This window comes from Pseudomonas sp. M5, assembly GCF_016907075.1.
Classification (GTDB): domain Bacteria; phylum Pseudomonadota; class Gammaproteobacteria; order Pseudomonadales; family Pseudomonadaceae; genus Aquipseudomonas; species Aquipseudomonas putida_E.
In genome coordinates, this window is sequence record NZ_JAFBBH010000001.1 from 5,259,928 (window position 1) to 5,286,590 (window position 26,663).

The window sequence follows — 26,663 nt, forward strand, 5'->3', positions numbered from 1 at the left end:
CCGCTTGAATGGATAGAGGAAAGCATGAGCAAGCAGATTCTGATTCTCCCAGGTGATGGCATTGGTCCGGAAATCATGGCCGAGGCGGTCAAGGTGCTGGAGCTGGCCAACGACAAGTTCCAGCTCGGTTTCAGCCTCGAGCACGACGTGATCGGCGGTGCTGCCATCGACAAGCACGGCGTGCCGCTGGCCGACGAGACCCTGGAACGTGCGCGCCAGGCCGATGCCGTTCTGTTGGGCGCTGTGGGCGGGCCGAAGTGGGACAAGATCGAGCGGGACATCCGCCCTGAGCGCGGCCTGCTGAAAATCCGCTCGCAGCTGGGCCTGTTCGCCAACCTGCGCCCGGCCATCCTCTACCCGCAACTGGCCGATGCCTCGTCGCTCAAGCCGGAAATCGTCTCGGGCCTGGACATCCTTATCGTCCGTGAGCTGACCGGCGGCATCTACTTCGGTGCCCCGCGTGGCCAGCGTGAACTCGAAGGCGGCGAGCGTCAGGCCTACGACACCCTCCCGTACAGCGAGAGCGAAGTGCGCCGTATCGCCCGCGTCGGCTTCGACATGGCCCGCGTGCGTGGCAAGAAGCTGTGCTCGGTGGACAAGGCCAACGTCCTGGCCTCCAGCCAACTGTGGCGTGAAGTGGTCGAGGACGTGGCCAAGGACTACCCGGACGTAGAACTGAGCCACATGTATGTCGACAACGCCGCCATGCAACTGGTGCGCGCGCCCAAGCAGTTCGACGTGATGGTGACCGACAACATGTTCGGTGACATCCTGTCGGATGAAGCTTCCATGCTGACCGGTTCGATCGGCATGCTGCCTTCGGCGTCGCTCGATGCCAACAACAAGGGCATGTACGAGCCTTGCCACGGCTCGGCGCCGGACATCGCCGGCCAAGGCATTGCCAACCCGCTGGCGACCATTCTGTCGGTGTCGATGATGTTGCGTTACAGCTTCAACCAGCAGGCCGCAGCCGAGGCCATCGAGCAGGCGGTAAGCCAGGTCCTGGACCAGGGCCTGCGTACCGGTGACATCTGGTCGGCCGGTTGCAGCAAGGTAGGTACGCAGGAAATGGGCGACGCAGTAGTCGCAGCGCTGCGGAATCTGTAATCTCTCTGGCCCGCCACCGTTTTTGGTCGGTGGCGGCCCACTTTTAGCAAAGGTGTAGTTGCGATGAAACGTGTAGGTCTGATCGGTTGGCGCGGCATGGTCGGTTCCGTGCTCATGCAGCGGATGCTGGAGGAGCAGGATTTCGACCTTATCGAGCCGGTGTTCTTCACTACCTCCAATGTCGGTGGCCAGGGCCCGAACGTGGGCAAGGATATTGCTCCGCTCAAGGACGCTTATTCGATTGAAGAACTCAAGACCCTCGACGTGATCCTGACCTGTCAGGGCGGCGACTACACCAACGAGGTCTTCCCCAAGCTGCGTGAAGCCGGCTGGCAGGGGTACTGGATCGATGCTGCCTCGTCGCTGCGCATGCAGGACGATGCGGTGATCGTGCTCGACCCGGTCAACCGCAAGGTGATCGACCAGCAGCTCGATGCCGGCACCAAGAACTACATCGGCGGCAACTGCACCGTCAGCCTGATGCTGATGGGCCTTGGCGGCCTGTTCGAAGCGGGCCTGGTCGAGTGGATGAGCGCCATGACCTACCAGGCGGCGTCCGGTGCCGGTGCGCAGAACATGCGTGAGCTGATCAAGCAGATGGGTGCTACCCACGCGGCAGTTGCCGATGACCTGGCCAACCCGGCCAGCGCCATCCTCGACATCGACCGCAAGGTGGCCGAGGCCATGCGCAGCGAGGCCTACCCGGCCGAGAACTTCGGCGTGCCCCTGGCGGGCAGCCTGATCCCATGGATCGACAAGGAGCTGCCGAACGGCCAGAGCCGTGAAGAGTGGAAGGCCCAGGCCGAAACCAACAAGATCCTCGGCCGCTTCAAGAGCCCGATCCCGGTCGATGGCATCTGCGTGCGCATCGGCGCCATGCGCTGCCACAGCCAGGCACTGACCATCAAGCTGAACAAGGACGTGCCGCTGGCCGATATCGAAGGCATGATCAGCCAGCACAACCCGTGGGTGAAGCTGGTGCCGAACCAGCGCGAGATCAGCATGCAGGAACTGACCCCGACCAACGTCACCGGTACCCTGAACATTCCGGTGGGCCGTTTGCGCAAGCTGAACATGGGCTCGCAGTATCTGGGCGCGTTCACCGTCGGCGATCAGCTGCTGTGGGGTGCTGCCGAGCCGCTGCGCCGCATGCTGCGGATTCTGCTCGAGCGTTGATCGTTCTGCGTTGAACAGAAAACCCGCGCTGGTGACAGCGCGGGTTTTTTTATGGTGCGCGCCCCACAGGGCCAGCACAGACAAAACGGTACAATCCGAGTAAAGTGCCGCCCCCCGCCGTTACAGCAAAAGGATCCTCTCCATGACCCAACCCCTGGACATCGCCGTCGTCGGCGCCACCGGTAGCGTCGGTGAAACCTTGGTACAGATTCTCGAAGAATTGCACTTCCCGGTCGGCACGCTGCACCTGCTGGCCAGCATGGAGTCGGCGGGCAGCAGCGTGATGTTCGCCGGCAAGAAGGTCAAAGTGCGTGAGGTCGACAGTTTCGATTTCACCCAGGTCAAACTGGCCTTCTTCGCCGCCAGCCCGGCCGTCAGCCGTAGCTTTGCCAGCAAGGCCCGTGAGGCCGGCTGCACGGTCATTGACCTGTCTGGCGGCCTGGATGACGCCCTGGCGGTCGTGCCTGAGGCCAACGCCGAGCGCATCGCCGGCCTGGCGTTGCCGGCGTGCATCGCCAGCCCCAGTGCTGCAGCCGTGGCCTTGGCCGTCGCGCTGGCGCCACTGAAGGGGCTGTTGGAGATCGAGCGTGTGCAGGTCATGGCCGCGCTCGCGGTGTCTGCCCAGGGCCGGGAGGCTGTCAACGAACTGGCCCGGCAGACCGCCGAGTTGCTCAACGCCCGCCCGCTGGAGCCGCGTTTCTTCGATCGCCAGGTGGCGTTCAACCTGCTGGCCCAGGTCGGTGCGGCAGACGAACAGGGCCACACCGCGCTCGAACGCCGCCTGGTTGATGAGCTGCCGGTGCTGTTGGGGCAGCCGGAACTGAAGATTTCCGTGACCTGCGTTCAAGTCCCGGTGTTTTTTGGCGATAGCTTCAGTGTGGCGGTACAGAGCCGTAATCCGGTGGATCTTGTTGCGGTCAATGCCGCGCTGGAGGGTGCCGACAGTGTCGAGCTGGTCGAGCGGGATGATTATCCGACCCCGGTAGGGGACGCAGTAGGGCAAGACGTGGTCTATGTTGGTCGTGTACGCCATGGTGTTGACGAAGACCAGCAGCTCAACCTGTGGCTGACCACCGACAACCTGCGCAAGGGCGCTGCGCTCAACGCCGTGCAGGTGGCGCAATTGTTGATTAAACACATAGCGTAAAAGATACTGGCGAGCACTTTTGTCCCGCACCGCATGCGGTTTCGGGACGATTCATACAAGGGATGAGGTCATGCTTCGAATTCGCAAACTGGTTCTGGCCATGGCGGCAGCGTCGGCGCTGTCATCTGGCATGGCGAATGCCCTGGGGTTGGGTGAGCTGACGCTCAAGTCGGCGCAGAACCAGCCGCTGGACGCCGAGATCGAATTGCTCGATGTGCGCGACCTCACCGCTGCCGAAGTGGCACCAAGCCTGGCGCCGCCGGAAGAGTTCAGCAAGGCCGGGGTGGAGTATCCGGGCTACCTTGAGGACCTGAGCTTTACCCCGGTGATCAACCCCAATGGCAAGAGCGTGCTGCGGGTAACCTCCAGCCAGCCGCTGCCGGGCTCGGTGGTCAAGTTTCTGGTCCAGGTGATGTGGCCCCAGGGCCGCCTGCTGCGTGACTACAGTGTGCTGCTCGACCAGGCCAAGGCCCAGGGCGAGCAGCCTGCCGCGGCCAATGTCACCCCGGCAACCAGCAGCGCCGGCAGCTACACCACCAAACGCCGCGATACCCTCTGGCAGATTGCTGCGCGCAATACCCAAAGCGGTGGCTCGGTGCAGCAGACCATGATCGCCATTCAGGCGCTGAACCCGGATGCCTTTATCGGCAACAATATCAACCAGTTGAAGGTTGGCCAGGTGTTGCGCCTGCCCGATCGTCAGCAGGTCCAGAGCATCCCCCAGGCCGAGGCCAATCGCGAAGTGGCCGAACAGTACGCCGCCTGGCGTGAGGGCCGGCGCCTCGGCCCCCGCGCCAGGCAGTTGGACGCCACCCGTCGCGGCGCTGCCGATGCGGCGCCGGAACGTATCGCCCAGGGCGACAACCTGCGCCTGGTCAGCCCAGGCAACCAGCCTGGCGCTGGCGATGCCAAGGCGCTCAACGACAAGCTGGCCGTGGCCCAGGAGAGCCTGGACACCAGCCGTCGTGACAATGAAGAACTCAAGAGCCGGATGAGCGACCTGCAAAGCCAGCTGGACAAGCTGCAGCGCCTGATTCAGCTCAAGAACGACCAGCTGGCACGCCTGGAGGCACAGGGTGCTGCCGGGGAGCCGGCATCGGCCGCCGCCTTGCCTGGTGAATCGGCCCCGGCGCAGCCTGCAGGCAACGCCCAGGTACCGCCCGCCGAGCCCGTCGTGGCACCGGCGCCGGCTGCCGTCGACACCGCGCCTGGCTCTGCCCCGGCTGGCGAGGATGCCCCAGCCGCCCAGCAGCCGGGCGCGCTGGATGAGATGCTGGGGAATCCGTTGGTGCTGGGCCTGATCGCAGGTTCCGCATTCCTCGTGCTGCTGTTGCTGCTGTTGCTGCTGGCGCGCCGACGCAAAGCCCAGCAGGAGGCCGAAAAGCACCTGCGTATGGCGCGGGCACTGGCCGAGGAGGGCGAGCGTAACCCCGACCTCGACCTGCCTTCGAGCAGCTTCGATGAGCTGGAAGTGTCGGCGCCTGGCGTAACCCTGTCGCCGGCGGTGGTAGCGGCTTCGGCTGCTGCAGCCGTTGCGGCGGAAAAACCCGTAGCCCCAGCCCCCGTTGCCGCGCCATCACCGGCACAGGACCCGAATGCCGAGCTGTTGGCTGAGGTCGAGCAGAGCCTGGCCAGCGGCCGTCTGAACCATGCGGCCGACCTGTTGGAGACGGCCGTCGCTGCGCAACCGGAGCATGATGGCCTGCGGTTGAAGCTGATGGAGGTTTATGCGCGCCAGGGTGACCACAGCGCATTCGTGGAGCAGGAGCGCAAGCTGCCGGGCAGCGAAGAAAATATCGCGCAGGTCAGTCAGCTCAAGGAGCATTACCCGGCCATGCTCGGCATCGCCGCAGCGGGGCTGGGGGCTGCGGCGCTGGCTGCCGAGCTGGATGAGCAGTATGTGCAGGATCTGTTGCAGGATGAGCCGCAGCCGCCTGCAGAGGTCGATGCCGAGCCTGAGCCTGACGCTGTTGCTGAGCCTGAGCCTGAACCTGAACCGCAAGCCGAGGCCGATGCTCAAGCGCCTGCTCTTGATGACAATGGTCTGGACAGTGCCTTCGACCTTGACCTGGGTGACGATCTGCCCCTGAACGACCTTGAACCGCCGATGCTCGATGAAGCGGCCTTGACGGATCTGCAGGTAAATGACGAGCCGCTCGCCGCCGCTGATCCTGCCGTGCAGGAAGCAGATGCCGATGCCGACTTCGAAGCCTTGCTGGCGCAGGCTCAGGCCGAACCGCAGAGCGTCGATGATCTGGCGGACTTCGACCTGGACATGGGTGAGCCGAGCGTTACCGAACCGGTCGAGGAAGAGCCGGTCGACGTTGCTGCCGAACTGGCGGCTTTCGATTCCATCCCTGAGTTCGACCCGATTTCCGAGCTGGAGCTGCCGGAAGACTTCGACCTGTCGCTGTCGCTGGATGACCAGTCACCGGCTGCCAAGAGCTTTGCTTCGGAGCTGAGCGACGTCAACGCCGAACTGGACAAGCTCTCGCAGAATCTCGAGTCGCCGTCGCTGGCGCCGCACTTCACCGCTGCAGATGCTGCCCAGGAGCCGGAACCTTTGGACGACCTGGACTTCGATTTCTTCTCCGGCAGCGACGAAGTGGCCACCAAGCTCGATCTGGCACGTGCCTATATCGACATGGGCGACCATCAGGGTGCGCGCGACATCCTCGATGAAGTGGTCAAGGATGGCGACGACACCCAACGTCAGGAAGCCGAAGACATGCTGTCCCGGCTGGTCTGAAGGCCTCACCTGCAGCGTAAAACCAACGGCAGCCCAACAAGGCTGCCGTTGTCGTTATAATCCCCGGCACTTCGTATTGCCCCACAGGTTTCACGCTCTTGGACATCATCGACACCGCTGCCACCGAATCGGCCGCCGAAGGCTTCACCCGCATTGCCCTGGGCGTGGAATACAAGGGTTCGCGCTACCGCGGCTGGCAACGCCAGGCCAGCGGTGTGCCCAGTGTCCAGCAGGCACTGGAGCAAGCCCTGTCGAAAGTGGCCAACGAGCCCATCACGGTGGTCTGCGCCGGGCGTACCGACGCCGGTGTGCATGGGTGTGGGCAGATCGTGCATTTCGATACCCGCGCCAATCGCGACGAACGCGCCTGGACCCTGGGCAGCAACTTCAACCTGCCCCATGACATCAGTGTGGTCTGGTCGCGGCCGATGCCTGCGGATTTCCATGCGCGCTTCAAGGCCACCGCCCGGCGCTACCGTTATGTCATCTACAACGACCCGATCCGCCCGGCACACTTGGCCGAGGAAGTGACCTGGAATCACCGGCCGCTTGATGTAGAACGCATGGCCGATGCTGCGCAGTTCCTGCTGGGTACCCACGACTTCAGTGCCTTTCGCGCCAGCCAGTGCCAGGCCAAGTCGCCGATCAAGCATATCCATCACCTGCGGGTCACCCGTCACGGGCAGATGATCGTGCTGGATGTGCGGGCCACCGCTTTCCTGCACCATATGGTGCGCAACATTGCCGGCGTGCTGATGACCATTGGTGCAGGTGAGCGCCCTGCGGGCTGGGCCCGTGAAGTGCTGGAAGGGCGCAACCGGCGCGAAGGCGGTGTGACGGCCCATCCGTACGGCCTGTACCTGGTGCAGGTAGAGTACCCGGAGGAATTCCAGCTGCCACAGCGTTACATTGGCCCACACTTTCTGACCGGCTACGAGGCGTTGGCCGACTGACGGGCGAAAACGCTTTTGCTACCATCGGGCCTTTCAGTGTTTTCTCAGGGTTTGCAGTCCATGAGCAATGTTCGCAGCAAGATCTGCGGGATTACCCGCATAGAAGACGCGCTGGCCGCCGCCGAGGCGGGGGCCGATGCCATCGGCTTCGTTTTCTATGCCAAAAGCCCGCGCGCCGTCGACGTGCGCCAGGCGCGGGCGATCATGGCCGAGTTGCCACCCTTCGTGACTACGGTCGGCCTGTTCGTCAACGCCTCGCGCTGCGAACTCAACGAGATCCTCGAGGCTGTGCCGCTGGACCTGCTACAGTTCCACGGCGACGAAACCCCGGCTGACTGCGAAGGCTACCACCGCTCCTGGATCAAGGCGCTGCGAGTGCGCCCGGGTGATGACCTGGAGGCTGCCTGCCGGCACTATGCCGGTGCGCGTGGCATCCTGCTCGACACCTATGTTGCCGGCGTACCCGGTGGTACTGGCGAGGCGTTCGACTGGTCGCTGGTGCCTTCACGGCTGAGCAAGCCGATCATTCTTGCCGGAGGCTTGTCGGCCGGCAATGTCGGCCAGGCCATCGCCCAGGTGCGGCCGTATGCGGTGGATGTCAGTGGTGGTGTGGAGCAGGCCAAGGGCATAAAGGACGCGGCGAAGATCGAAGCGTTCATGCGCGCGGTGAAACAGGCGTGATGCCAGATGTGACGGCTGGCTGCGCGCCATCGTCCATAGCTATCGCAGCCCTGCGGGGCGGCTGCCGGCATGCCGGTTGGCCAAAGAATACGTTGAAGACGGTGCGGTACGCAGGCAGCCCCTGTGGCCGGCTCGTCATCGTTTGACAGAAGAATTTGAGCTCAAAGGGCAGGGCATGGCCGGCCAGACTGGTCCCCGCCCGCCAATACTGGAGAAATAAAGCATGAGCAACTGGTTAGTCGACAAACTGATCCCTTCGATCATGCGTTCCGAGGTGAAGAAGAGCTCGGTGCCAGAAGGCCTGTGGCACAAGTGCCCAGCCTGTGAGGCCGTGCTGTATCGTCCGGAGCTGGAAAAGACCCTGGATGTCTGCCCCAAGTGCAACCACCACATGCGTATTGGCGCACGCCAGCGCATCGACATCTTCCTCGATGCTGAAGGCCGTGCCGAGCTGGGTGCCGAGCTGGAGCCGGTCGACCGCCTGAAATTCCGCGATGGCAAAAAGTACAAGGACCGCCTGGTCGGTGCCCAGAAGCAGACCGGCGAGAAGGACGCCCTGATCTCCATGAGCGGTACCCTGATGGGCATGCCGATCGTGGTCAGTGCCTTCGAATTTTCCTTCATGGGTGGTTCCATGGGCGCCGTCGTCGGTGAGCGTTTTGTCCGCGCCGCCAACCATGCCCTGGAAAACCGCTGCCCGATGATCTGCTTCTCGGCCTCCGGTGGTGCGCGCATGCAGGAAGCGCTGATCTCGCTGATGCAGATGGCCAAGACCTCGGCCGTGCTGGCCCGCCTGCGCGAAGAGGGCATTCCGTTCATCTCCGTATTGACCGATCCGGTCTACGGCGGTGTTTCCGCCAGTCTGGCGATGCTCGGCGATGTCATTGTCGGTGAGCCGAAGGCGCTGATCGGCTTTGCCGGCCCGCGCGTGATCGAGCAGACCGTGCGCGAAAAGCTGCCTGAGGGCTTCCAGCGCAGCGAGTTCCTGCTGGAGCACGGCGCCATCGACCTGATCATCTCGCGTGGCGAGCTGCGTCCACGCCTGGCGCGTCTGCTGGCGCAGATGACCGGCCAGGAAACTCCCGAGCAGGCACGCGAGGCCGCTGCGGTCGCCTGATGAAAGACAGAACCCTGGGCGAATGGCTCGCCTACCTCGAGCAGTTGCACCCCTCGGCCATCGACATGGGGCTGGAGCGTTCGCAAAAGGTGCTTGCACGATTGGCCCTGGGCAAGCTGGCGCCCCGTGTGGTGACCGTCACTGGCACCAACGGCAAAGGCTCGACCTGTGCCTTCGTGGCGTCGATGCTGCGTGCCCAGGGGCTCAAGGTTGGCGTGTACAGCTCGCCACACCTGTTGCGTTACAACGAACGGGTGCTGATCGATGGTCAGGAGGCCAGTGATGAGCGCCTGTGCGAAGCCTTTGCTGCCGTCGAGGCGGCGCGAGGCGAGATTTCCCTTACCTATTTCGAGATGGGCACCCTGGCGGCATTCTGGCTGTTCTACCAGTCCGGGCTGGATGCCGTGGTGCTTGAAGTAGGCCTGGGTGGTCGTCTGGATACCGTGAACGTCGTCGATGCCGACCTGGCCCTGGTGACCAGTATCGGCGTCGACCATGTCGATTACCTGGGCGATACCCGCGAGTTGGTAGCCTTCGAGAAGGCTGGCATCTTCCGCCCGGGCAAGCCGGCATTGTGCGGTGACCTGGATCCCCCTCGGCCATTGTTGGACAAGGCGCGTGAACTGGCGGCGCCGTTGTTCCTGCGGGGGCGTGACTTCGATCTGACCAGTGCCGATAGTACCTGGCACTGGCGCGGGACAGCAGCAGATGGCGCGGTGGTGGAGCTGTCAGGCCTGCCGCTGCTCGACCTGCCGATGGAGAACGCCACCCTGGCCCTGCAGGCTTATTTGCTGATGGGGCTGCCTTGGGATGCCGGGCAAATTCGTCAGGCGCTGCTCGATACCCGTATCACCGGGCGGCTGGACCGTCGCACGTTCAGTTGGCAAGGCAAGCGCGTGGAGCTGTTGCTGGATGTGGGGCATAACCCCCATGCAGCAGAATACCTGGCGCGTCGCCTGTCAGCGCGACCGCTCAAGGGCCGGCGCCTGGCAGTCTTCGGCCTGCTGGCGGACAAGGACCTGGCAGGCGTCCTGGCGCCGTTGCAGGGCCTGGTCGACGACTGGGCGGTGGCGCCTTTGCAGTCACCGCGCAGCCGTCCGGCCGCCGAACTCGTCGGCGCCTTGACGAACCTCGGCGCGTCGGTGAAGTCTTATGCCAGCGTCGGCGCCGCTCTTGATGGGCAATGCGCTCAGGCGACGGCGGATGACCAGATCCTGCTGTTCGGTTCGTTTTTCTGTGTTGCCGAGGCCCTGGAATGGCTGGGGCAGCAGGCCCTGGAGGGGTGAGTAGATGGCAGTGCTGGATAAAGGGATGAAACAGCGCATGGTGGGTGCGTTGGTGCTGGTGGCGCTGGCGGTGATTTTCTTGCCGATGCTGTTCACCCGCGAGGACGAAATGCGCCAGGTGCGCGTCGAGGCCCCGCAGGCTCCAGCGATGCCGAGCTTGCCTGAAGTCAAGGTAGAGCCGGTTGCAGTGCCCGAGCCGCAACCGCTGCCGCAAGAGCCGCAGCAGGCACCTGTGGTGGTCAATGAGTCCTCGGCCCCGGTGGCCACGCCGAGCCAGCCGATCACGCCTTCGCCGCAAACCCAGGCTCAAGTTCAGCCCAAGCCGCAGGCGCCTGCTCCGGCATCCAAGGCCCAGGTGCAGCCGGCCGCTACGCCTGCGCCAGCAGCAAGCGCTACCGCACCGTCGAAAATCGACGTCAACGGCTTGCCGGTGAGCTGGTCGATCCAGCTGGCCAGCCTGTCCAATCGCGCCGGAGCCGAGAACCTGCAGAAAACCCTGCGCAGCCAGGGTTACAATGCCTACATTCGTTCGGCCGGTGGCATGAATCGGGTGTATGTGGGGCCGCTGATCGAGCGTGCCGAGGCTGAGCGCCTGCGTGATGCAATCAATCGGCAGCAGAAGCTGAAGGGCTTTGTGATCCGTTTCCAGCCAGAACGCGGTTGATTCCAGGGGGCTGCCCTGCAGCCCATCTGCGGGCTGGCCAATCGGCCTGACATTCCGCTTACTCCCGGCCCTTTGCTCTGGTAAAATGCGCCGCCTCAAACGTCTGCAGGCAGCACCGTGGCATTTACCTGGGTTGATTGGGCGATCATCGCGATCATCGCCGTTTCCACACTGATCAGTCTCAAGCGCGGCTTCGTCAAGGAAGCCTTGTCCCTGCTCATCTGGATCATTGCCGGTGCAGTCGCCTGGATGTTCGGTGGGTCGCTCTCGGTGTATCTTGAAAGCTACATCCAGACCCCATCGATGCGCATCATCGCTGGCTGCGCCATTCTTTTCGTCGCCACCCTGCTGGTGGGCGCGATGGTCAATTTCCTGGTCGGTGAGCTGATCCGCGTGACCGGGCTGTCCGGTACCGATCGTTTTCTCGGCATGGCCTTCGGCGCGGCGCGCGGAGCCTTGCTGGTGGTGGTCGCCATCGGCCTGCTCAGCCTGGGGCCGGTGCAGCAGGATACCTGGTGGCAGGAATCTCGCCTGATACCACAGTTTCTATTGGTCGCTGACTGGTCGAAGAACCTGATCCTGGGTTTCACCAGCCAGTGGATGTCCAGTGGGGTGATCAGCACTCCGGCTGATCTCCCGTTCAAGGAACAGTTGCTCGGGCCTGCAAAGCCTTGAGCGCTATTCACTCAAGTTTCATCAAAGTAGGGGTTGCGTCGCATGTGTGGCATCGTCGGTATCGTCGGTAAGTCGAACGTCAATCAGGCGCTGTATGACGCGCTTACGGTCCTCCAGCACCGCGGCCAGGACGCTGCAGGTATCGTGACCAGCCACGACGGCCGGTTGTTCCTGCGCAAGGATAATGGCCTGGTGCGCGATGTCTTCCAGCAGCGCCACATGCAGCGCCTGGTAGGCCATATGGGTATCGGCCACGTCCGTTACCCGACTGCGGGCAGTTCGACCTCGGCCGAAGCCCAGCCGTTCTATGTCAACTCGCCGTACGGCATCACCCTGGCGCACAACGGCAACCTGACCAACGTCGAGCAGTTGGCCAAGGAGATCTACGAGTCCGACCTGCGCCACGTCAACACCAACTCCGACTCGGAAGTGCTGCTGAACGTGTTCGCCCATGAGCTGGCGGTGCGTGGCAAGCTGCAGCCCACCGAAGAAGACGTGTTCGCCGCCGTTTCCCACGTGCACAGCCGCTGCGTCGGCGGTTACGCCGTGGTGGCGATGGTCACCGGCTATGGCATTGTCGGCTTCCGTGACCCCAACGGCATTCGCCCGGTGGTGTTCGGCCAGCGTCATACCGACGAAGGCGTTGAATACATGATCGCCTCGGAAAGCGTTGCCCTGGACGTGCTCGGCTTCACCCTGATCCGCGACCTGGCGCCCGGCGAAGCGGTGTACATCACCGAAGAAGGCCAGCTGTACACCAAGCAGTGCGCTCAAAGCCCGAAACTGCAACCGTGCATCTTCGAGCACGTCTACCTGGCCCGTCCGGACTCGATCATGGATGGCGTTTCGGTATACAAGGCGCGCTTGCGCATGGGCGAGAAGCTGGCCGAGAAGATCCAGCGCGAGCGCCCGGACCACGATATCGATGTGGTCATCCCGATCCCTGACACCAGCCGCACCGCCGCCCTGGAGCTGGCCAACCACCTGGGCGTCAAGTTCCGCGAAGGCTTCGTGAAAAACCGCTACATTGGCCGTACCTTCATCATGCCCGGCCAGGCTGCACGCAAGAAATCGGTGCGCCAGAAGCTCAACGCCATCGAGCTGGAATTCCGCGGCAAGAACGTGATGCTGGTCGACGACTCGATCGTACGCGGCACCACCTGCAAGCAGATCATCCAGATGGCCCGCGAAGCCGGCGCGAAAAACGTCTACTTCTGTTCCGCGGCCCCTGCAGTGCGTTACCCCAACGTCTACGGCATCGACATGCCGAGCGCTCACGAACTGATCGCCCACAACCGCACCACCGATCAGGTGGCCGAGTTGATCGGCGCCGACTGGCTGGTCTACCAGGACCTGCCGGACCTGATCGAATCGGTCGGTGGCGGCAAGATCAAGATCGAGCACTTCGATTGCGCGGTGTTCAACGGTGAATACGTCACTGGCGACATCGACGAGGCCTACCTCGACCGCATCGAGCAGGCTCGCAATGACCTGGCCAAGGTGAAGAACCAGGCGGTCAGCGCGATCATCGACCTCTACAACAACTGATTTGGAGAGCGACGGCATGACGGATCAATGGGATGCCGGGCGACTGGACAGTGACCTCGAGGGTGTCGGCTTCGACACCCTGGCGGTGCGTGCCGGTCAGAACCGTACACCGGAGGCGGAGCACAGCGAAGCGCTGTTCCTGACCTCCAGCTATGTCTTCCGCACGGCCGCCGATGCGGCCGCGCGCTTTGCCGGTGAAACCCCGGGCAACGTCTACTCGCGCTACACCAACCCGACCGTGCGTGCCTTCGAGGAGCGCCTGGCGGCAATGGAAGGTGCCGAGCAGGCCGTGGCCACCTCTACCGGCATGGCGGCGATCCTCGCCGTGGTGATGTCGTTGTGCAGCGCCGGCGACCATGTGCTGGTGTCGCAGAGCGTGTTCGGCTCGACGATCAGCCTGTTCGAGAAGTACTTCAAGCGTTTCGGCGTACAAGTGGACTACGTGCCGCTGGTCGATCTGGCGGGTTGGGACAAGGCCATCAAGGCCAATACCAAGCTGCTGATCCTCGAGTCGCCTTCCAACCCGCTGGCCGAACTGGTGGACATTGCCGCGCTGGCCGAAATTGCCCATGCCCGTGGTGCCATGCTGGTGGTGGACAACTGCTTCAGCACCCCGGCACTGCAGCAGCCGCTCAAGCTTGGCGCTGACATCGTGTTCCATTCCGCTACCAAGTTCATCGACGGCCAGGGCCGTTGCATGGGCGGCGTTGTGGCAGGGCGCAGCGAGCAGATGAAAGAAGTGGTGGGCTTTTTGCGCACCGCCGGCCCGACCCTCAGCCCGTTCAACGCCTGGATCTTCACCAAAGGCCTGGAAACCCTCAAGCTGCGCATGCGTGCGCACTGCCAGAGCGCTCAGCAACTGGCCGAGTGGCTGGAGCAGCAGGAGGGTATCGAGAAGGTGCATTACGCCGGCTTGCCAAGCCATCCGCAGCACGAACTGGCCAAGCGCCAGATGAGCGGCTTTGGTGCGGTGGTGAGTTTCGAGGTCAAGGGTGGCAAGGAAGGCGCCTGGCGTTTCATCGATGCCACGCGGGTGATCTCGATCACCACCAACCTGGGTGACAGCAAGACCACTATCGCGCACCCGGCCACCACCTCCCACGGCCGCCTGACGCCGCAGGAGCGTGAGGCTGCGGGTATTCGCGACAGCCTGATCCGCGTCGCCGTCGGCCTGGAAGACGTGGCTGACCTGCAAGCCGACCTTGCGCGTGGGCTGGCAGCGCTGTGATCGACTGGAAGGGCGGCGGGCCGGGCCATAACGGCCGGGTAGCCCTGGTAACCGGTGCCGCACGCGGCATCGGCCTGGGCATTGCTGCCTGGTTGATCTGCGAGGGCTGGCAGGTGGTGCTGAGCGACCTGGACCGCCCTCGCGGCGCCAAGGTCGCCAAGGCCCTGGGTGAAAACGCCTGGTTCATCACCATGGACGTAGCCGACGAAGCCCAGGTCAGTGCCGGGGTTTCCGAGGTGTTGGGGCAGTTCGGGCGGCTGGACGCGCTGGTGTGCAACGCGGCCATCGCCAACCCGCATAACCAGACCCTGGAGAGCCTGAGCCTGGCGCAATGGAACCGTGTGCTGGCGGTCAACCTCAGCGGTCCGATGCTGCTGGCCAAGCACTGCGCGCCTTACTTGCGAGCGCACAATGGTGCGATCGTCAATCTGGCCTCGACCCGTGCCCGGCAGTCCGAGCCGGATACCGAGGCCTATGCAGCAAGCAAGGGCGGCCTGGTGGCGTTGACCCATGCCCTGGCAATGAGCCTTGGCCCGGAGATCCGCGTCAATGCCGTGAGCCCGGGCTGGATCGATACGCGTGACCCTGCGCAACGCCGTGCCGAACCGTTGAGCGATGCCGACCATGCCCAGCATCCGACGGGCAGGGTAGGGACGGTGGAAGACGTGGCGGCCATGGTTGCTTGGCTGTTGTCGCGCCAGGCAGCTTTCGTCACTGGCCAGGAGTTCGTGGTCGATGGCGGCATGACGCGCAAGATGATCTATAGCTGAGCTGCAAGCTGCAAGAGGGGGCCGTGAGGTCCCTTCGTCATTTGCCGGGCTTGGAAATCGGGCCAGCGCCACCTGGCTTTTTCTTGCGGCTTGCAGCTTGAAGCTTGCAACTGCTCTCCCACCCTTTTCAAAAAAAATTCAACGGGGCTATTGACTTAGCATCGGCACCTGCGTAAATTTCGCGGCCTCAGCGAAGCAAACGCAACAAGCAACATCGCGAGGGTGATTAGCTCAGCCGGGAGAGCATCTGCCTTACAAGCAGAGGGTCGGCGGTTCGATCCCGTCATCACCCACCACTTCCTGAGCGTTCCTGGTGCACGATGCTTCGAAAGAGGCAGATGGCCAGAGAGGAACAAGGCCTGATAAGCCACTATGCGCAGCGGTAGTTCAGTCGGTTAGAATACCGGCCTGTCACGCCGGGGGTCGCGGGTTCGAGTCCCGTCCGCTGCGCCATTCTTCAGTAACAGATGGGTGCTTTGCACCGGTCTGAAGCCAAAAGGCAACATTGCCTCAGGCTGATCCCAGTTTCAATCAGGCGCAAGCCTGAACGATACGCAGCGGTAGTTCAGTCGGTTAGAATACCGGCCTGTCACGCCGGGGGTCGCGGGTTCGAGTCCCGTCCGCTGCGCCATCTTCGTTTCGAAGCCCCTTGAACGCTTCGAAGCAGCAAAAAGAGCGATCTTCGTGTCGCTTTTTTTGTGTCTGCCCTGAGGCTTTGTTCGCCGCAAGGGTAGATCACAGTTTCAACCGGGCGAAAGCCCGAGCGATACGCAGCGGTAGTTCAGTCGGTTAGAATACCGGCCTGTCACGCCGGGGGTCGCGGGTTCGAGTCCCGTCCGCTGCGCCATCTTCGCCTCGAAGCCCTTGAACGCTTCGAAGCAAAACGAGAAAGCGACCTTAGGGTCGCTTTTTTCGTTTACGCGCCTGCAAAGTCAACATTTACACGATGCTGACAGACTCTTCACCGTCGAACGGTTTCAGTGCAAGGGTGCTGTGATGCACAATAGGCACCTCTCGACTTACCCGGAATTCGCAATGACCAGATCATCCGTCTTTGGTGCGCTCGGGCTGGCCCTGGTGCTGGCGGGCGTGACCGGTTGCTCCTCGAAAAAAACCGCTATCTATGAGCATGAGAACTTCGATGACTCGGGCACCTTCTCGCGCAGTTTCCCGGTCAGTGAAGCCGGCTCGTGCGAGGCTGCCCGGCGTGCGCTGCTGAGCCAGGGTTACATCATCACCAGCAGCGGCGCCAACCAGATTGCCGGTAACAAAAGCTTCCAGCAGAACAGCGAGAACCACCTGCAGATCAGCTTCAGCGTGACCTGTGCGCCCGACAGCAGTGACGAGCAGCGCTCGACCATGTTCGCCAACGCGTTGCAGGACCGCTACGCCCTCAAGAAGTCCAATACGTCCGCCAGCCTCGGCGTGGGTGTACTGGGTTCTGTTTCGATGCCGATCGGCTCCAGTGACGATTCGATGGTCAAGGTCGCCAGCGAGACCGTGACCGCGCCGCAGTTCTACGAGCGTTACTTTGCTCTTGTCGAAAGCTACTTGCCCAAGCCCAAGCCGAAGAAGGTCAGCAAGGCCAAGGTTGAAGCGCCTGTGCCCAAGGCCGTGAACACAGCGCCTGCCCTGGGGTTGCCTGAGCAAGTTTCGCCAGCACCTGTGAGCGCTCCTTTGGCAGAGGCAGCACCTGCTCCTGCGCCTGCGCCAGCAACACCGGCGCCAGCAGAACCAGCACCTGCAGCTGAGGCGGTGGCCCCGGCGAGCGAGGCCCCAGCAGCGCCGGTGGTTGATGACAGCCAGGGTTCGCAACCGGTCGCACCGCCGGCGGCGCCTGCGCCGATTCAGGTGCAGCAGGATGCACAGCCTGCCGCGGCTGAAGCACCCTCACTCTGAATGATCTTCCCTGAACAGGCGTCGACACGGCCAATCATTCGCTGTTACAGATCACCAGACGATAACTTTCTGAACACCTGCTACGTTTACCACTCATAGGCTTGTCATCATTTCTTCATCCAGCCTGCTTAGGTTGGAAGGCATGACCAACGAAGATAAAAGAGTGAAGAGGGCGCAGGGTAATGGATGAATATCAGGAAGAGCTGCTCGAGTACCAAGCCTACGAGCTGGACACCCCGGAACCGGCCGACGACGCCACCGAGCTTTGACCGACCTGCCGCTGACTGCGGCGGAACCCCCCCGGTGTGAGGCCCGTCCAGCGCTTGAATGCGCGCTGGAAGGCCTCAGCCGATGCAAAACCCAACAGATAGGCAATCTCGCCGAAGCTCAATTCCGTATCGCGGATATAGGCCTCGGCAAGGTCGCGTCGGGTATCGTTGAGCAAGTCGCGAAAGCGCGTGCCTTCCTCTGCCAGTTTGCGCCGCAAGGTCCAGGCGGGTAGTTGCAGGCGCAGTGCCACTTCTTCCAGGCCGGGCTCACGGCCACCGTTGAGCAGGGGGCCGAGCAGGTGGGTGATGCGCTCGCCCAGGCTGCGTACGCGGGTGCGCTGCAGCATGTGCGTTTCACACAGTTGCAGCAGGTGCTGCCAGGTGCTCGGACAATGCTGGGGGTTGGCCAGCTCCAGCGTGGCCCGGCCCAGGCGCAGTCGGTTGCCACTGGCGCCAAACTGCACGGCGGTGCTGCACAACGGCTGGTACTGGGCGGCGTAGCCGGGTGCTTCGAATTCGATCTCCAGGCGCTCGGCCTGTATGGGCGTGTCGGTCAGGGCCGCAAGCTGGGCCAGCCAGCCAGTCAGCAGCGAGTCAACCACGAAACGGTTATAGGCGTTGTAGGGGCTGATTGAATAAAAGCGCAGCCATGCCCCTTGGGCGTCTTCCTGAAAACTCGAATGCCCACGGTAGTTGGCGGCATACAGCGGCTCGAAACGCAGCAGTGTACGGGCGGCTTCGCCCAACGTAGGCGCCTGCGCGGCTGTGACGCCCGCCAGGCCGGCCTGGGCCAGCCGGCTCAGGCGTCCCATGTGCAGACCCAGGGCAGGCTCCCCGCACAGCGCGATTGCAGCATGCCCCAGGTGCATGTAACGGGGGATAGACAGCCGTGCGCCGGCTTCGGCCAAGCGTGTTTCATCCAGCCCGTAACGGCGCAGCAGCGGCTGAGGATCGTGACCGAGGCCCTGGATGGCCTCAGCAAGTGGCTGGACGAAACCTACCGAGAGGTCGCCCAGGCGAACGCGGGGGCGGGACATACCCCTACAGCCACACGTTCAGCAGGCGTGCGCCCTGGCTGGGAGGGCCTGTAAGCAATTCGCCGCTCTGATGGGCGAAGCCTTGACCGTCGCTGCCCTGGTCCCAGAACTGCCCCCGCATGAATACACTCATGCTGCTGACCCCTTGGCCGGCAGCCTCGGTCAGGCGTTGCCAGGCGGTCTTCTCGCTCACTTCACCGCGCTGCAGGGCAAGCTCGGCCGCCGCATCCTGGTGCCGGTTGCCACGCCATGGCGCTTGCCAGCTGTCTTTGCCGCTCAGGAAAACCGGGTTGGCGATCAGTTGTACCTGTTGGTTCTCCAACTGCTGGTGGTTTTCCGGGTACCAGCTATCGCTGCCGATCAGCACGCCAAGACGCCCGGCCGGGGTTTGCACCACTTGTAGGGGTTGCTTGCGGCCATCATGGATGTAACGCCGTACCTGGCTGTCCGGGAATTGCTGGCGTTGTGGCTGGCCCAGCGGTGAACCATCGCTGGCGAACACCAGGCTGCTGTTGAACAACGGGCCGCCGCCGGTATGCAGCACGCCTTTTTCCACATAGGGGTCAGGCAGCACGATCGAGCCGGCCACCAAGGTCACGCCAAACTCCTTGGCCAGGCTGCCGAACAGCTGCTGGTAGTCGCGGGCCATCTGCTGAGCCTTCATGCGCAAGTGCGCGTCGGCCCGGCGGTCATCGCCGCTGGCCCGCACTATCGCCAGGCCATAGCGCAGCGGGTTGCTCAACTCCAGCCATTGCTCTGCCTCGCGGCTGCGGGTGACCTGGTACAGCTCGTTCTTTTCGCCGCGGGCCCACAGCCAGGTGCCAATGTGCTCCGGCAGCACCACCACCGTGCGCGGGCTGATCAGGCCCTGGGCACGGGCTTGTTGCAGGTAGGCCGAGAGCTTGCGGTGCAGGCGTTGCAGGTTTTGATAGTCGCTTGGGTAAAGCAGGGGCTCGACGCCCAGCAGGTTGCCCTGCTCGCCGGGCACGCCGTGGTTCAACGCCAGTTCGATGCGCAGGTCGGAGAGGTAGTGGCCTTCCGGGCGCTGTTGGGTCCAGAAGCCATAGCCGCACAGGGCGGCGATCATTACCAGCGCCAAGGCGCTTGCTAATAGTTTTCGCATGCCTTTGATTTCGTTGATACTCGCAATGACGAGGCGGTGAACCAAGAAGTCGCTGAGCATTGTGTCACAGTCGTCTTGAGCGTGCCTCGCGCAGCCGTTGATTTCAACTGGATCTGGCAGGTGCAACTTTGTCGATGATCTGCTTTGCCAGGGCGTGGTAGAGGGAAACCGGCGAAATGCAACCGGAGATGCCGGCAGCCATCAATGTCACTGCCAGCATCGGGATGGCCAGGTCCGGACTATGCGTGAGTTCCAGAACGATGACCGATGCAGTCAACGGTGAACGCGTTACGCCTGCCAGGTAGGCGCCCATTCCCAGCAATGCACACGCCTGTGGGTCAACATTGGGGATCAGGCTCAACAGCGGCTGGAATGCCGCGCCGATGCTCAGCGAAGGCGAAAACAGGCCGCCCGGTATGCCGGAGAGGTAAGAGACGACATTGGCCAGAAACTTCCAGAGAAGGAAGCTGGCATCGGTGATCGGTCGGCCTTCGAGCAAGGCACGGGTCTCTTCGTAGCCGGTGCCGAACACATGGTTGCCAGAAACCAGCCCGAGCACTGCCAGCACCAGCCCGCAGATCGCCGCGAACCGCACCGGGTAGCGCCCGCGTAGTGTACACAGGCGGCCAAGTACGCCCTTATCGGTAGGCAGCACCAGCCTGGCGTAACACCCACCCAGCACTCCCCCCAACAGCGCGCATGCAGGCACCACACTCCAGCCCCAGCCTACGGGCATCCGCCCGCTTATTTCGCCAAAGTAGGCGTTGTGCCCCATCAGCCCCAGCGTGACCACGCCGCCAATCAGCACCGCCGTCAGCACCAGGCCGCTGAAGCGTTGCTCAAACGTGCGGCTCAGCTCTTCAATGGCAAAGACGACACCGGCCAGCGGGGTATTGAACGCGGCGGCTATGCCGGCTGCGCCGCCTGCGAGGATCAGGCCGGCAATCGCGCGGCGCCCGTGCAGGCCCAATCGCTGGCCGAAGGTGTAGAGCACGGCAGCGCCGATGTGAACCGTCGGCCCCTCTCGCCCGACCGAACCTCCTACCAGCAGGGCGCCCAAGGTCAGGCTCATGCGCGCGGCGGCAACGGGAATCGAAAGCAATCGGGCACGCAGGCGCCGGGATGGCATTTCCAGGGCAGCGATGACTTGAGGTATGCCGCTGCCCTTGGCGTTTTCAAACCAGCGCTGTGTCAAATACGCCAGAAGCGCGAACCCTAGGGGAGTGATGAGAAGGGGTGCCCAGGGCATCCATTCCAGCAGGCGTTCGAACGAAGCGAATGCAGCTTCGGCCAGCCAGGCGAACGCCAGTGCGACAAGCCCCACCAGCAGCGCCCCGATCCAGAACGCCAGGCGCTGGCGCCATTCTCGCCAGCGTGAACGGCCGAGAGGGAGGGAGGGGAGGCGGGTACGGTCGGGCATCGTCTACGCAGTGTTGGAGTGTAAAGCCACGAGTATGACGTGTATGACCGGGGTGGCAAACCCGACAGAGGTGGTATTCATGCAGGGCGGGCGGACGCCCGGCGCCTTCGCCCGGTACCGTCCCGCCAGGCGGGCTCGACATGCGCAGCGATTTGAGATTTTTTTTCTCGGGCGTTACGGTTCATGGCTGTTCAAGTGCACAGGCTCGGCAAACGGAGATCTTCCTGGCTGCTAATCTGGGCAGATGTCGTGGTGCCGGGGCACCCTGTGCTCATCGTTTTACAAGGAGAACTGCCGTAATGACAGCAGCCGACAAACCCAGGAGCACGCTCAACCCACCCGTCTTTTACACCAGCGCGATACTCATCTTTCTGCTGGTCTTATATGCCACGGCTTTTCAGGAGCACGCCCAGGCGCTGTTCGAACAAGTTCAGCAATGGATCATCACCAACGCCAGCTGGTTCTACATCCTTACCGTTGCGCTGGTGTTGATCAGCGTGGTGTTTCTGGCCGTCAGCCGCTATGGCGACATCAAGCTGGGGCCTGATCACAGCGAGCCTGACTACCGAAAGAGCAGCTGGTTTGCCATGCTGTTTTCGGCAGGCATGGGGATCGGCCTGATGTTCTTTGGCGTGGCCGAGCCGGTGATGCATTTCACCACACCGCCTGTGGGCGACCCTGGCACAGTCGCAGCGGCTCGCGAAGCCATGAAGATCACATTCTTCCATTGGGGCCTGCATGCCTGGGCGATCTATGCCATCGTCGCGCTCATTCTGGCCTATTTCAGTTTCCGCAATGGCTTGCCACTGACTTTGCGCTCGGCGCTCTATCCGCTGATCGGTGAACGGATATACGGGCCCATCGGGCACGCCGTGGATGTCTTCGCCATCCTCGGCACGGTGTTCGGTGTGGCGACCTCGCTGGGTTATGGGGTACTGCAGATCAACAGCGGTTTCCACCATGTGTTCGGTCTGCCGGTAAACGCCACGGTCCAGGTCATTCTCATCACCGCCACCTGCGCGTTGGCGACGCTGTCGGTGGCCAGCGGGCTGGACAAGGGTATTCGCATCCTTTCCGAGCTCAACCTGAGCCTGGCTGTAATCCTGATGCTGTTCGTGCTGTTGCTGGGGCCCACCGTGTTTCTGCTGCAGGCCTACGTGCAGAATACCGGTGCCTACCTTTCCGACATCGTCAACAAGACCTTCAACCTCTACGCCTATGAACCCACTGACTGGATCGGTGGCTGGACCCTGCTGTACTGGGGCTGGTGGCTGTCCTGGTCGCCCTTTGTAGGCCTGTTCATCGCACGCATTTCCCGAGGGCGGACCATTCGTGAGTTCGTCTGCGGTGTACTGTTCGTACCCGCAGGCTTCACCTTGCTCTGGATGACGGTGTTCGGTGACTCAGCGATACACATGATCCTCAACGAGGGTGTCAAGGACCTGGCCGCTGTGGTCGATCAGGACAGTTCCCTGGCCCTGTTCGCCTTTCTCGAGCACTTCCCGTTCTCCAGTGTCATTTCGTTGATAGCGGTGCTCATGGTGGTGGTGTTCTTCGTCACCTCGGCGGACTCCGGCGCGCTTGTGGTCGATATGCTGGCCTCGTCGGGGCAAGGCCATTCGCCTTTGTGGCAACGCATCTTCTGGTCGGTCAGCATAGGCGCGGTCGCCATTGCGCTGCTGCTGGCCAACGGCCTCAAGGCGCTGCAGACCGCGACCATTGCCAGTGCCTTGCCCTTCGCCGCCATTTTGCTGATCGCGATCTGGGGCCTGTTCAGGGCACTCAGCCTCGATGCCACCCGCCGCGGGCTGCGCAACCAGGCATTGCCCGGCCCCCGGCATACGCGCCAGCCCCACGGCGGGTGGCAGCGGCGACTGCGCAATATCGCCATGATGCCGCGGCGGGCCCATGTGTCCCGCTTCATAGCCGAAGTGGTGAAGCCTGCCTGTGAAGAAGTCGCCCTGGAATTGCGCAAGCAGGGCTATGAAGTTGCGGTGAACGAGCGCGAAGATGGGCGCGTGATGCTTGAGCTCTCCCATGCTGGAGAAGGGCGCTTCCTGTATGAGGTACGCCCGCGCGCATTCAACACGCCCAGTTTCGTCATGCAGGATACCGACGAGGGTTCCGATACCCGCAAATACTTCCGTGCTGAAGTCCATCTGCGCGAAGGGGGCCAGGATTACGACATCATGGGATGGAGCCGGGACGATGTGATCGGCGACATTCTCGATCAGTACGAGCGCCACCTGCACTACCTGCACGTCGTCAGCTGATCAGCAATTGCACTGCCCTGTCAGCGCGTTCAGGGCAGTGCTTTGCGCTGATCTGCGGCATCACCCGGTTCGCATGCCCAGAAATCCACGGCAGCAATGGTGTGGGTCGGTGGTCCCAGCCAGTGGGAAAGGGGCTGGCAACGGCCCTTGACGCACAATTGATAGTCGCCGGCCTCCGGCGTGCGTCCGGCATGCAGAGGTTGCAGCGGGGGCAGATGACGATGGTAGTGCCATGCCCCATCACGCAGGCGAGCGTCGTCCGGGATCTCCATGCCGGCACCGCTGCCCCGCACCCGAGCCTCCTGCAGCACGAGGCCTGCGGGTGTCACCTGATAATCCTCCTCCCAGCGGACCTTCTCCACACTGTGCTGCCAGGCCAGGGTAACCTCCTGCAACGGCAGGCTTGCCCAAACCACACCGGCAAGCCCGATGCACAGGCTGGTCATGCAGGTTGCCGCGGCAATGGCCGGCTCCGCCAGTAGTGCCAGCCCATGACGGCAATGCCCAGGGCGAAGCCGACCTCGTCGCTGATGGGCAAGGCAAGAATCAGTGCTACGCCAGCCATGAATGCCAACAGCCGTTCCCACCATGGCATGGGCATGCGCCAGTGGCCGGTGGCTGCGCACCCCCAGAGTGCCACTGCAAACATGGCCTTGATCAGCATGTACAGCGTTGCGCCGAGGCTGTCGCCTTGCATCATCAACGCCGGGTCATACACCGCCATGAACGGTACGACGAAACCGGCCAATGCAATGCGCACAGCCCAGAAGCTGATCAACAGTCCTTTCTCCTTGGCGATGGGGGCGGCGGCAAAGCAGGCTAATGCCACCGGCGGCGTCAGGTCGGCAAGGATGCCGAAATAAAACACGAACATGTGCGAAACGATCAGCGGCACGCCAAGCTCCAGCAGGGCCGGAGCAGCGATGGAACTGGTGATGATGTAATTGGGAATGGTCGGGATACCCATGCCCAGTACCAGGCAGGTCAACATGGTCAGAAGCAGGGACAGGAACAGGTTTTCGCGGCCCAGGTCGAGAATGTAGCCGGCGAAGGTCGTGGCCAGGCCGGTGAGCGAGGTGACACCGATGATCACCCCGACCAAGGCGCATGCAATACCGACCGGTACCGCGTGGCGCGCACCTTCGGCCAGGGCCATGACGCAGGCACGAAGTGTGGCACGGCCACCCTGTATGAACGCGCAGGCGATGGCGAGCGAGGCAATCACCAGCAGGATGACACCGATGCCCATACGGAAGAATCCTGAACAGATGACCCCCAGCGCAACCCAAAAGGCCGCCCGCAGCCATGTCTGTTGTGCCCGCAGGATGATTGCCGAACCAAGAATGACGATGGCAGTCAGTGCCAGGCCGACCATTCCCGAATACAGCGGAGTGCGGCCGGAGAACAACAGGCCGACCAGCACTATCAGAGGGATCAGCAGGAACCAGCGTTGGCGCACTGCATCCCAGGCACTCGGGCATTGCTCGCGGGGTAGGCCATGCAGTTGGCTACGCCGGGCTTCCAGGTGCACCATCCAGTAGACCGAGCCGAAATACAGCAAGGCCGGAATGAGCGCGGCCTTCGCCACTTCGGCATAGGGTACGTTGATGGTCTCGGCCATGATGAACGCCACCGCGCCCATGACCGGTGGCATCAACTGGCTGCCCATGCTTGCGGTCGCCTCCACGCCACCGGCAAATGCCGGCTTGTAGCCGAAGCGCTTCATCAGCGGGATGGTGAATTGCCCGGTGGTGACCACGTTCGCCACCCCTGAGCCGGTGATGGTCCCCATCAGCGCCGAGGAGAATACCGAGACTTTGGCCGGCCCCCCGCTGCGATGGCCGAACAGGCCCATGGCAAAGTCAGTGAACAGCCGGATCATGCCGGCCTGTTCAAGGAACGCGCCGAACAGGATGAACAGGTAGATATAGGTCGCCGAGACATAGGTGGGCGTGCCATAGAGCCCCTCGGTTCCAAAGGCCAGTTGGTTGACGATCTGATCGAGGCCGTAGCCGCGATGCGCAAGGTCACCGGGCAGGTGCTCGCCGAGCAGCCCGTAGGCCAGAAAAAGAGCGCAAATGATGGGCAGTGCGATACCCATCACCCGACGCGCTGCCTCGAAAACCAGGCCGATCAGGAGCAGGCCGAACACCAGGTCACTTGTGGTCAGTTCCCCGGAGCGTTGAATCAACTCCCCTTCGAAGTGCCACTGGTAGGCAGCGGTGGCCATGCCCGCCAGGCCCAGCAGCCAGCCAAGCGGTTGCCACGGCCTGCGATGACCAGTGAACGCGTAGCTCAGGTACACGACCAGCAGCAAGAACCCCACGTGTACTGCCCGCAGTACCTGACTGGAAATCAGCGGAAAAGCCGCCGTTGCGATCTGAAAGGTCGAAAATGCCAGGGCCACGGCAAAAAGCGTGGCAGGCCAACGGTCAGTACTGGCTTGCAGACCTTGCCCGGTATCACTCATGTGCCGCTCCCCCATGGGTCGAGTCAATAGTCAGGGGAGCAGGTTTTTCTCTTTGAAGTACCGTTCTGCGCCTGGATGCAGTGGAATGGGCAGGTTTCTCGCAGCATTCTGTGCCTGGATATCGTTTGCTGCCGAGTGGGCGGTGACCAGGCGCGGCAGGTTTTCGAAGATCAGCCGGGTCATGTCGTAGGCCATGTCATCGCTGATATCGGCGCGTGTGACCAGGATGTTGGTGATGGCTGCGGTTGGCACGTCAGCATCCTGGCCATCGTATGTCTTGGCGGGAATGGTCGCGGGTTGATAGGCACTGTTGCCGATTTTGCTCACGATGGCGGCTGGCACGGGTACGAACACTACCGGCAGGGTAGCGGCCAGGTCACGGATTGCCGCCTGACCGAGCCCGGAAGATTGCAGTGTGGCGTCCAGCTGACGGTTCTTGATCAGCTCTACGGATTCGGCATACGGCAGGTATTCGACCTTGCCCATGTCCTGGTAGCTGAGCCCTGCTGCCTTGAAGATGGCGCGGGCGTTGAGCTCGGTGCCGGACTTCGGCGCACCGACCGAGATACGTTTGCCTTTGAGGTCTTCCAGCGAGGTGATGCCTGACTCCTTGCTGGCGACGATCTGGATGTAGTTGGGGTAGGTGCCGGCGATGGCACGCAGTTTCTTCAAAGGTGCCTTGAAGCCGGCTTCGGCATCTCCGTTCCAGGCATCCGCCACCGAATCTCCCAGCGCGAACGCCAGTTCGCCACGGCCGGCTTGCAGCAGGTTGAGGTTTTCCACCGATGCCTTGGTGGCTTGCACTGAGGTCTTGCTGCCCTCGATGCCATGGCTGTAGATCTGTGATATCCCCACGCCGATGGGATAGTAGACGCCGCTGGTGCCACCTGTGAGGATGTTGATGAAGGTTGGTGCGGCCTGGGCTGTTGCGCAAGCTGCCAGTACGGTGCTGGCCAATGCCAGGCGAAGGGCTCGGTTCATGGGGATATTCTCCGCTTATTGTTCTAGTTCCCTGCGTCAGTAAACCTAGAACGAATAAACGGATCCTGCCCGCATTTATTGCTGCCCCCA

General features: G+C 62.8%; 21 protein-coding genes and 4 tRNA genes. 19 read left to right on the forward strand and 6 right to left on the reverse strand.

Annotated elements, in window-relative coordinates:
- The first annotated feature begins 24 nt into the window (after positions 1 to 24).
- The 18 genes from leuB (at position 25) to JOE27_RS24035 (ending at position 17,000) form a co-directional block, all read left to right on the forward strand.
- Positions 25 to 1,107 carry a 3-isopropylmalate dehydrogenase gene (gene leuB, locus JOE27_RS23950; RefSeq protein ID WP_204920480.1) on the forward strand — a complete coding sequence of 361 codons (1,083 nt, stop codon included), beginning with the start codon at positions 25 to 27 and terminating at the stop codon, positions 1,105 to 1,107.
- A gap of 63 nt (positions 1,108 to 1,170) precedes the next feature.
- Entirely contained in the window at positions 1,171 to 2,283 is a 1,113-nt protein-coding gene (asd, locus tag JOE27_RS23955) for an aspartate-semialdehyde dehydrogenase (RefSeq protein ID WP_046786534.1), read from the forward strand.
- 142 nt (positions 2,284 to 2,425) lie between these two features.
- Complete coding sequence (locus JOE27_RS23960) at positions 2,426 to 3,430, forward strand: aspartate-semialdehyde dehydrogenase (protein WP_115275635.1); 1,005 nt, start codon at positions 2,426 to 2,428, stop codon at positions 3,428 to 3,430.
- Between the two features lie 70 nt (positions 3,431 to 3,500).
- On the forward strand, positions 3,501 to 6,179 hold the full coding sequence (locus JOE27_RS23965; RefSeq protein WP_204920482.1) for a FimV/HubP family polar landmark protein: 2,679 nt from the start codon (positions 3,501 to 3,503) through the stop codon (positions 6,177 to 6,179).
- A gap of 98 nt (positions 6,180 to 6,277) precedes the next feature.
- Positions 6,278 to 7,132, forward strand: coding sequence for a tRNA pseudouridine(38-40) synthase TruA (truA, locus tag JOE27_RS23970; protein ID WP_046786531.1), 855 nt, complete (start codon positions 6,278 to 6,280; stop codon positions 7,130 to 7,132).
- Positions 7,133 to 7,192: 60 nt separating this feature from the next.
- Entirely contained in the window at positions 7,193 to 7,813 is a 621-nt protein-coding gene (locus tag JOE27_RS23975) for a phosphoribosylanthranilate isomerase (protein WP_204920484.1), read from the forward strand.
- Positions 7,814 to 8,036: 223 nt separating this feature from the next.
- A complete protein-coding gene (accD, locus tag JOE27_RS23980; protein WP_012313465.1) occupies positions 8,037 to 8,930 on the forward strand; it encodes an acetyl-CoA carboxylase, carboxyltransferase subunit beta in 894 nt (297 codons plus the stop codon).
- Positions 8,930 to 10,216, forward strand: coding sequence for a bifunctional tetrahydrofolate synthase/dihydrofolate synthase (gene folC, locus JOE27_RS23985; protein ID WP_046786530.1), 1,287 nt, complete (start codon positions 8,930 to 8,932; stop codon positions 10,214 to 10,216). Before accD ends, folC begins: the two co-directional genes overlap by 1 nt.
- 4 nt (positions 10,217 to 10,220) lie before the next feature.
- The gene (locus JOE27_RS23990; RefSeq protein ID WP_115275640.1) at positions 10,221 to 10,880 is read left to right on the forward strand and encodes an SPOR domain-containing protein; all 660 of its coding nucleotides are present in this window, start codon (positions 10,221 to 10,223) and stop codon (positions 10,878 to 10,880) included.
- A gap of 117 nt (positions 10,881 to 10,997) precedes the next feature.
- Positions 10,998 to 11,555: a CvpA family protein gene (locus tag JOE27_RS23995; RefSeq protein ID WP_012313468.1), complete on the forward strand. Its 558-nt coding sequence runs from the start codon at positions 10,998 to 11,000 to the stop codon at positions 11,553 to 11,555.
- A 42-nt stretch (positions 11,556 to 11,597) separates the two neighbouring features.
- Complete coding sequence (gene purF, locus JOE27_RS24000; protein ID WP_046786528.1) at positions 11,598 to 13,103, forward strand: amidophosphoribosyltransferase; 1,506 nt, start codon at positions 11,598 to 11,600, stop codon at positions 13,101 to 13,103.
- Between the two features lie 16 nt (positions 13,104 to 13,119).
- Positions 13,120 to 14,331 carry an O-succinylhomoserine sulfhydrylase gene (locus JOE27_RS24005; RefSeq protein ID WP_039603172.1) on the forward strand — a complete coding sequence of 404 codons (1,212 nt, stop codon included), beginning with the start codon at positions 13,120 to 13,122 and terminating at the stop codon, positions 14,329 to 14,331.
- A complete protein-coding gene (locus JOE27_RS24010) occupies positions 14,328 to 15,101 on the forward strand; it encodes an SDR family oxidoreductase (RefSeq protein ID WP_046786527.1) in 774 nt (257 codons plus the stop codon). Before JOE27_RS24005 ends, JOE27_RS24010 begins: the two co-directional genes overlap by 4 nt.
- Before the next feature lie 220 nt (positions 15,102 to 15,321).
- Positions 15,322 to 15,397 (forward strand) — tRNA-Val (locus JOE27_RS24015).
- An 80-nt stretch (positions 15,398 to 15,477) separates the two neighbouring features.
- A tRNA-Asp gene (locus JOE27_RS24020) sits at positions 15,478 to 15,554 on the forward strand.
- Positions 15,555 to 15,655: 101 nt separating this feature from the next.
- Positions 15,656 to 15,732, forward strand: a tRNA-Asp gene (locus JOE27_RS24025).
- A gap of 139 nt (positions 15,733 to 15,871) precedes the next feature.
- Positions 15,872 to 15,948: transfer RNA gene (locus JOE27_RS24030), tRNA-Asp, on the forward strand.
- A gap of 188 nt (positions 15,949 to 16,136) precedes the next feature.
- Positions 16,137 to 17,000, forward strand: coding sequence for a DUF2242 domain-containing protein (locus JOE27_RS24035; protein ID WP_204920486.1), 864 nt, complete (start codon positions 16,137 to 16,139; stop codon positions 16,998 to 17,000).
- Positions 17,001 to 17,220: 220 nt separating this feature from the next.
- On the opposite strand, the gene JOE27_RS24040 is transcribed toward JOE27_RS24035, so the two are convergent.
- From JOE27_RS24040 to JOE27_RS24050, 3 genes are all read right to left on the reverse strand, one after another.
- A complete protein-coding gene (locus JOE27_RS24040) occupies positions 17,221 to 18,306 on the reverse strand; it encodes an AraC family transcriptional regulator (RefSeq protein ID WP_204920488.1) in 1,086 nt (361 codons plus the stop codon).
- Between the two features lie 4 nt (positions 18,307 to 18,310).
- Complete coding sequence (locus JOE27_RS24045; protein ID WP_046786699.1) at positions 18,311 to 19,429, reverse strand: nitrilase-related carbon-nitrogen hydrolase; 1,119 nt, start codon at positions 19,427 to 19,429, stop codon at positions 18,311 to 18,313.
- 103 nt (positions 19,430 to 19,532) lie between these two features.
- Positions 19,533 to 20,849: a chloride channel protein gene (locus JOE27_RS24050; protein ID WP_231386142.1), complete on the reverse strand. Its 1,317-nt coding sequence runs from the start codon at positions 20,847 to 20,849 to the stop codon at positions 19,533 to 19,535.
- Between the two features lie 299 nt (positions 20,850 to 21,148).
- On the opposite strand from JOE27_RS24050, the gene betT reads away from it, so the two are divergent.
- Positions 21,149 to 23,122, forward strand: a complete 1,974-nt coding sequence (betT, locus tag JOE27_RS24055) for a choline BCCT transporter BetT (RefSeq protein WP_115275644.1) — start codon at positions 21,149 to 21,151, stop codon at positions 23,120 to 23,122.
- Between the two features lie 29 nt (positions 23,123 to 23,151).
- Here betT and JOE27_RS24060 read toward each other — a convergent pair whose 3' ends face one another.
- From JOE27_RS24060 to JOE27_RS24070, 3 genes are read right to left on the reverse strand one after another with little or no spacing between them, the layout of a single operon-like run.
- Positions 23,152 to 23,568, reverse strand: coding sequence for a DUF1850 domain-containing protein (locus JOE27_RS24060; protein WP_046786522.1), 417 nt, complete (start codon positions 23,566 to 23,568; stop codon positions 23,152 to 23,154).
- A complete protein-coding gene (locus JOE27_RS24065) occupies positions 23,565 to 25,592 on the reverse strand; it encodes a TRAP transporter permease (RefSeq protein ID WP_204920490.1) in 2,028 nt (675 codons plus the stop codon). Before JOE27_RS24065 ends, JOE27_RS24060 begins: the two co-directional genes overlap by 4 nt.
- A gap of 30 nt (positions 25,593 to 25,622) precedes the next feature.
- Positions 25,623 to 26,573: a TAXI family TRAP transporter solute-binding subunit gene (locus JOE27_RS24070; RefSeq protein ID WP_204920492.1), complete on the reverse strand. Its 951-nt coding sequence runs from the start codon at positions 26,571 to 26,573 to the stop codon at positions 25,623 to 25,625.
- Positions 26,574 to 26,663: the final 90 nt, after the last annotated feature.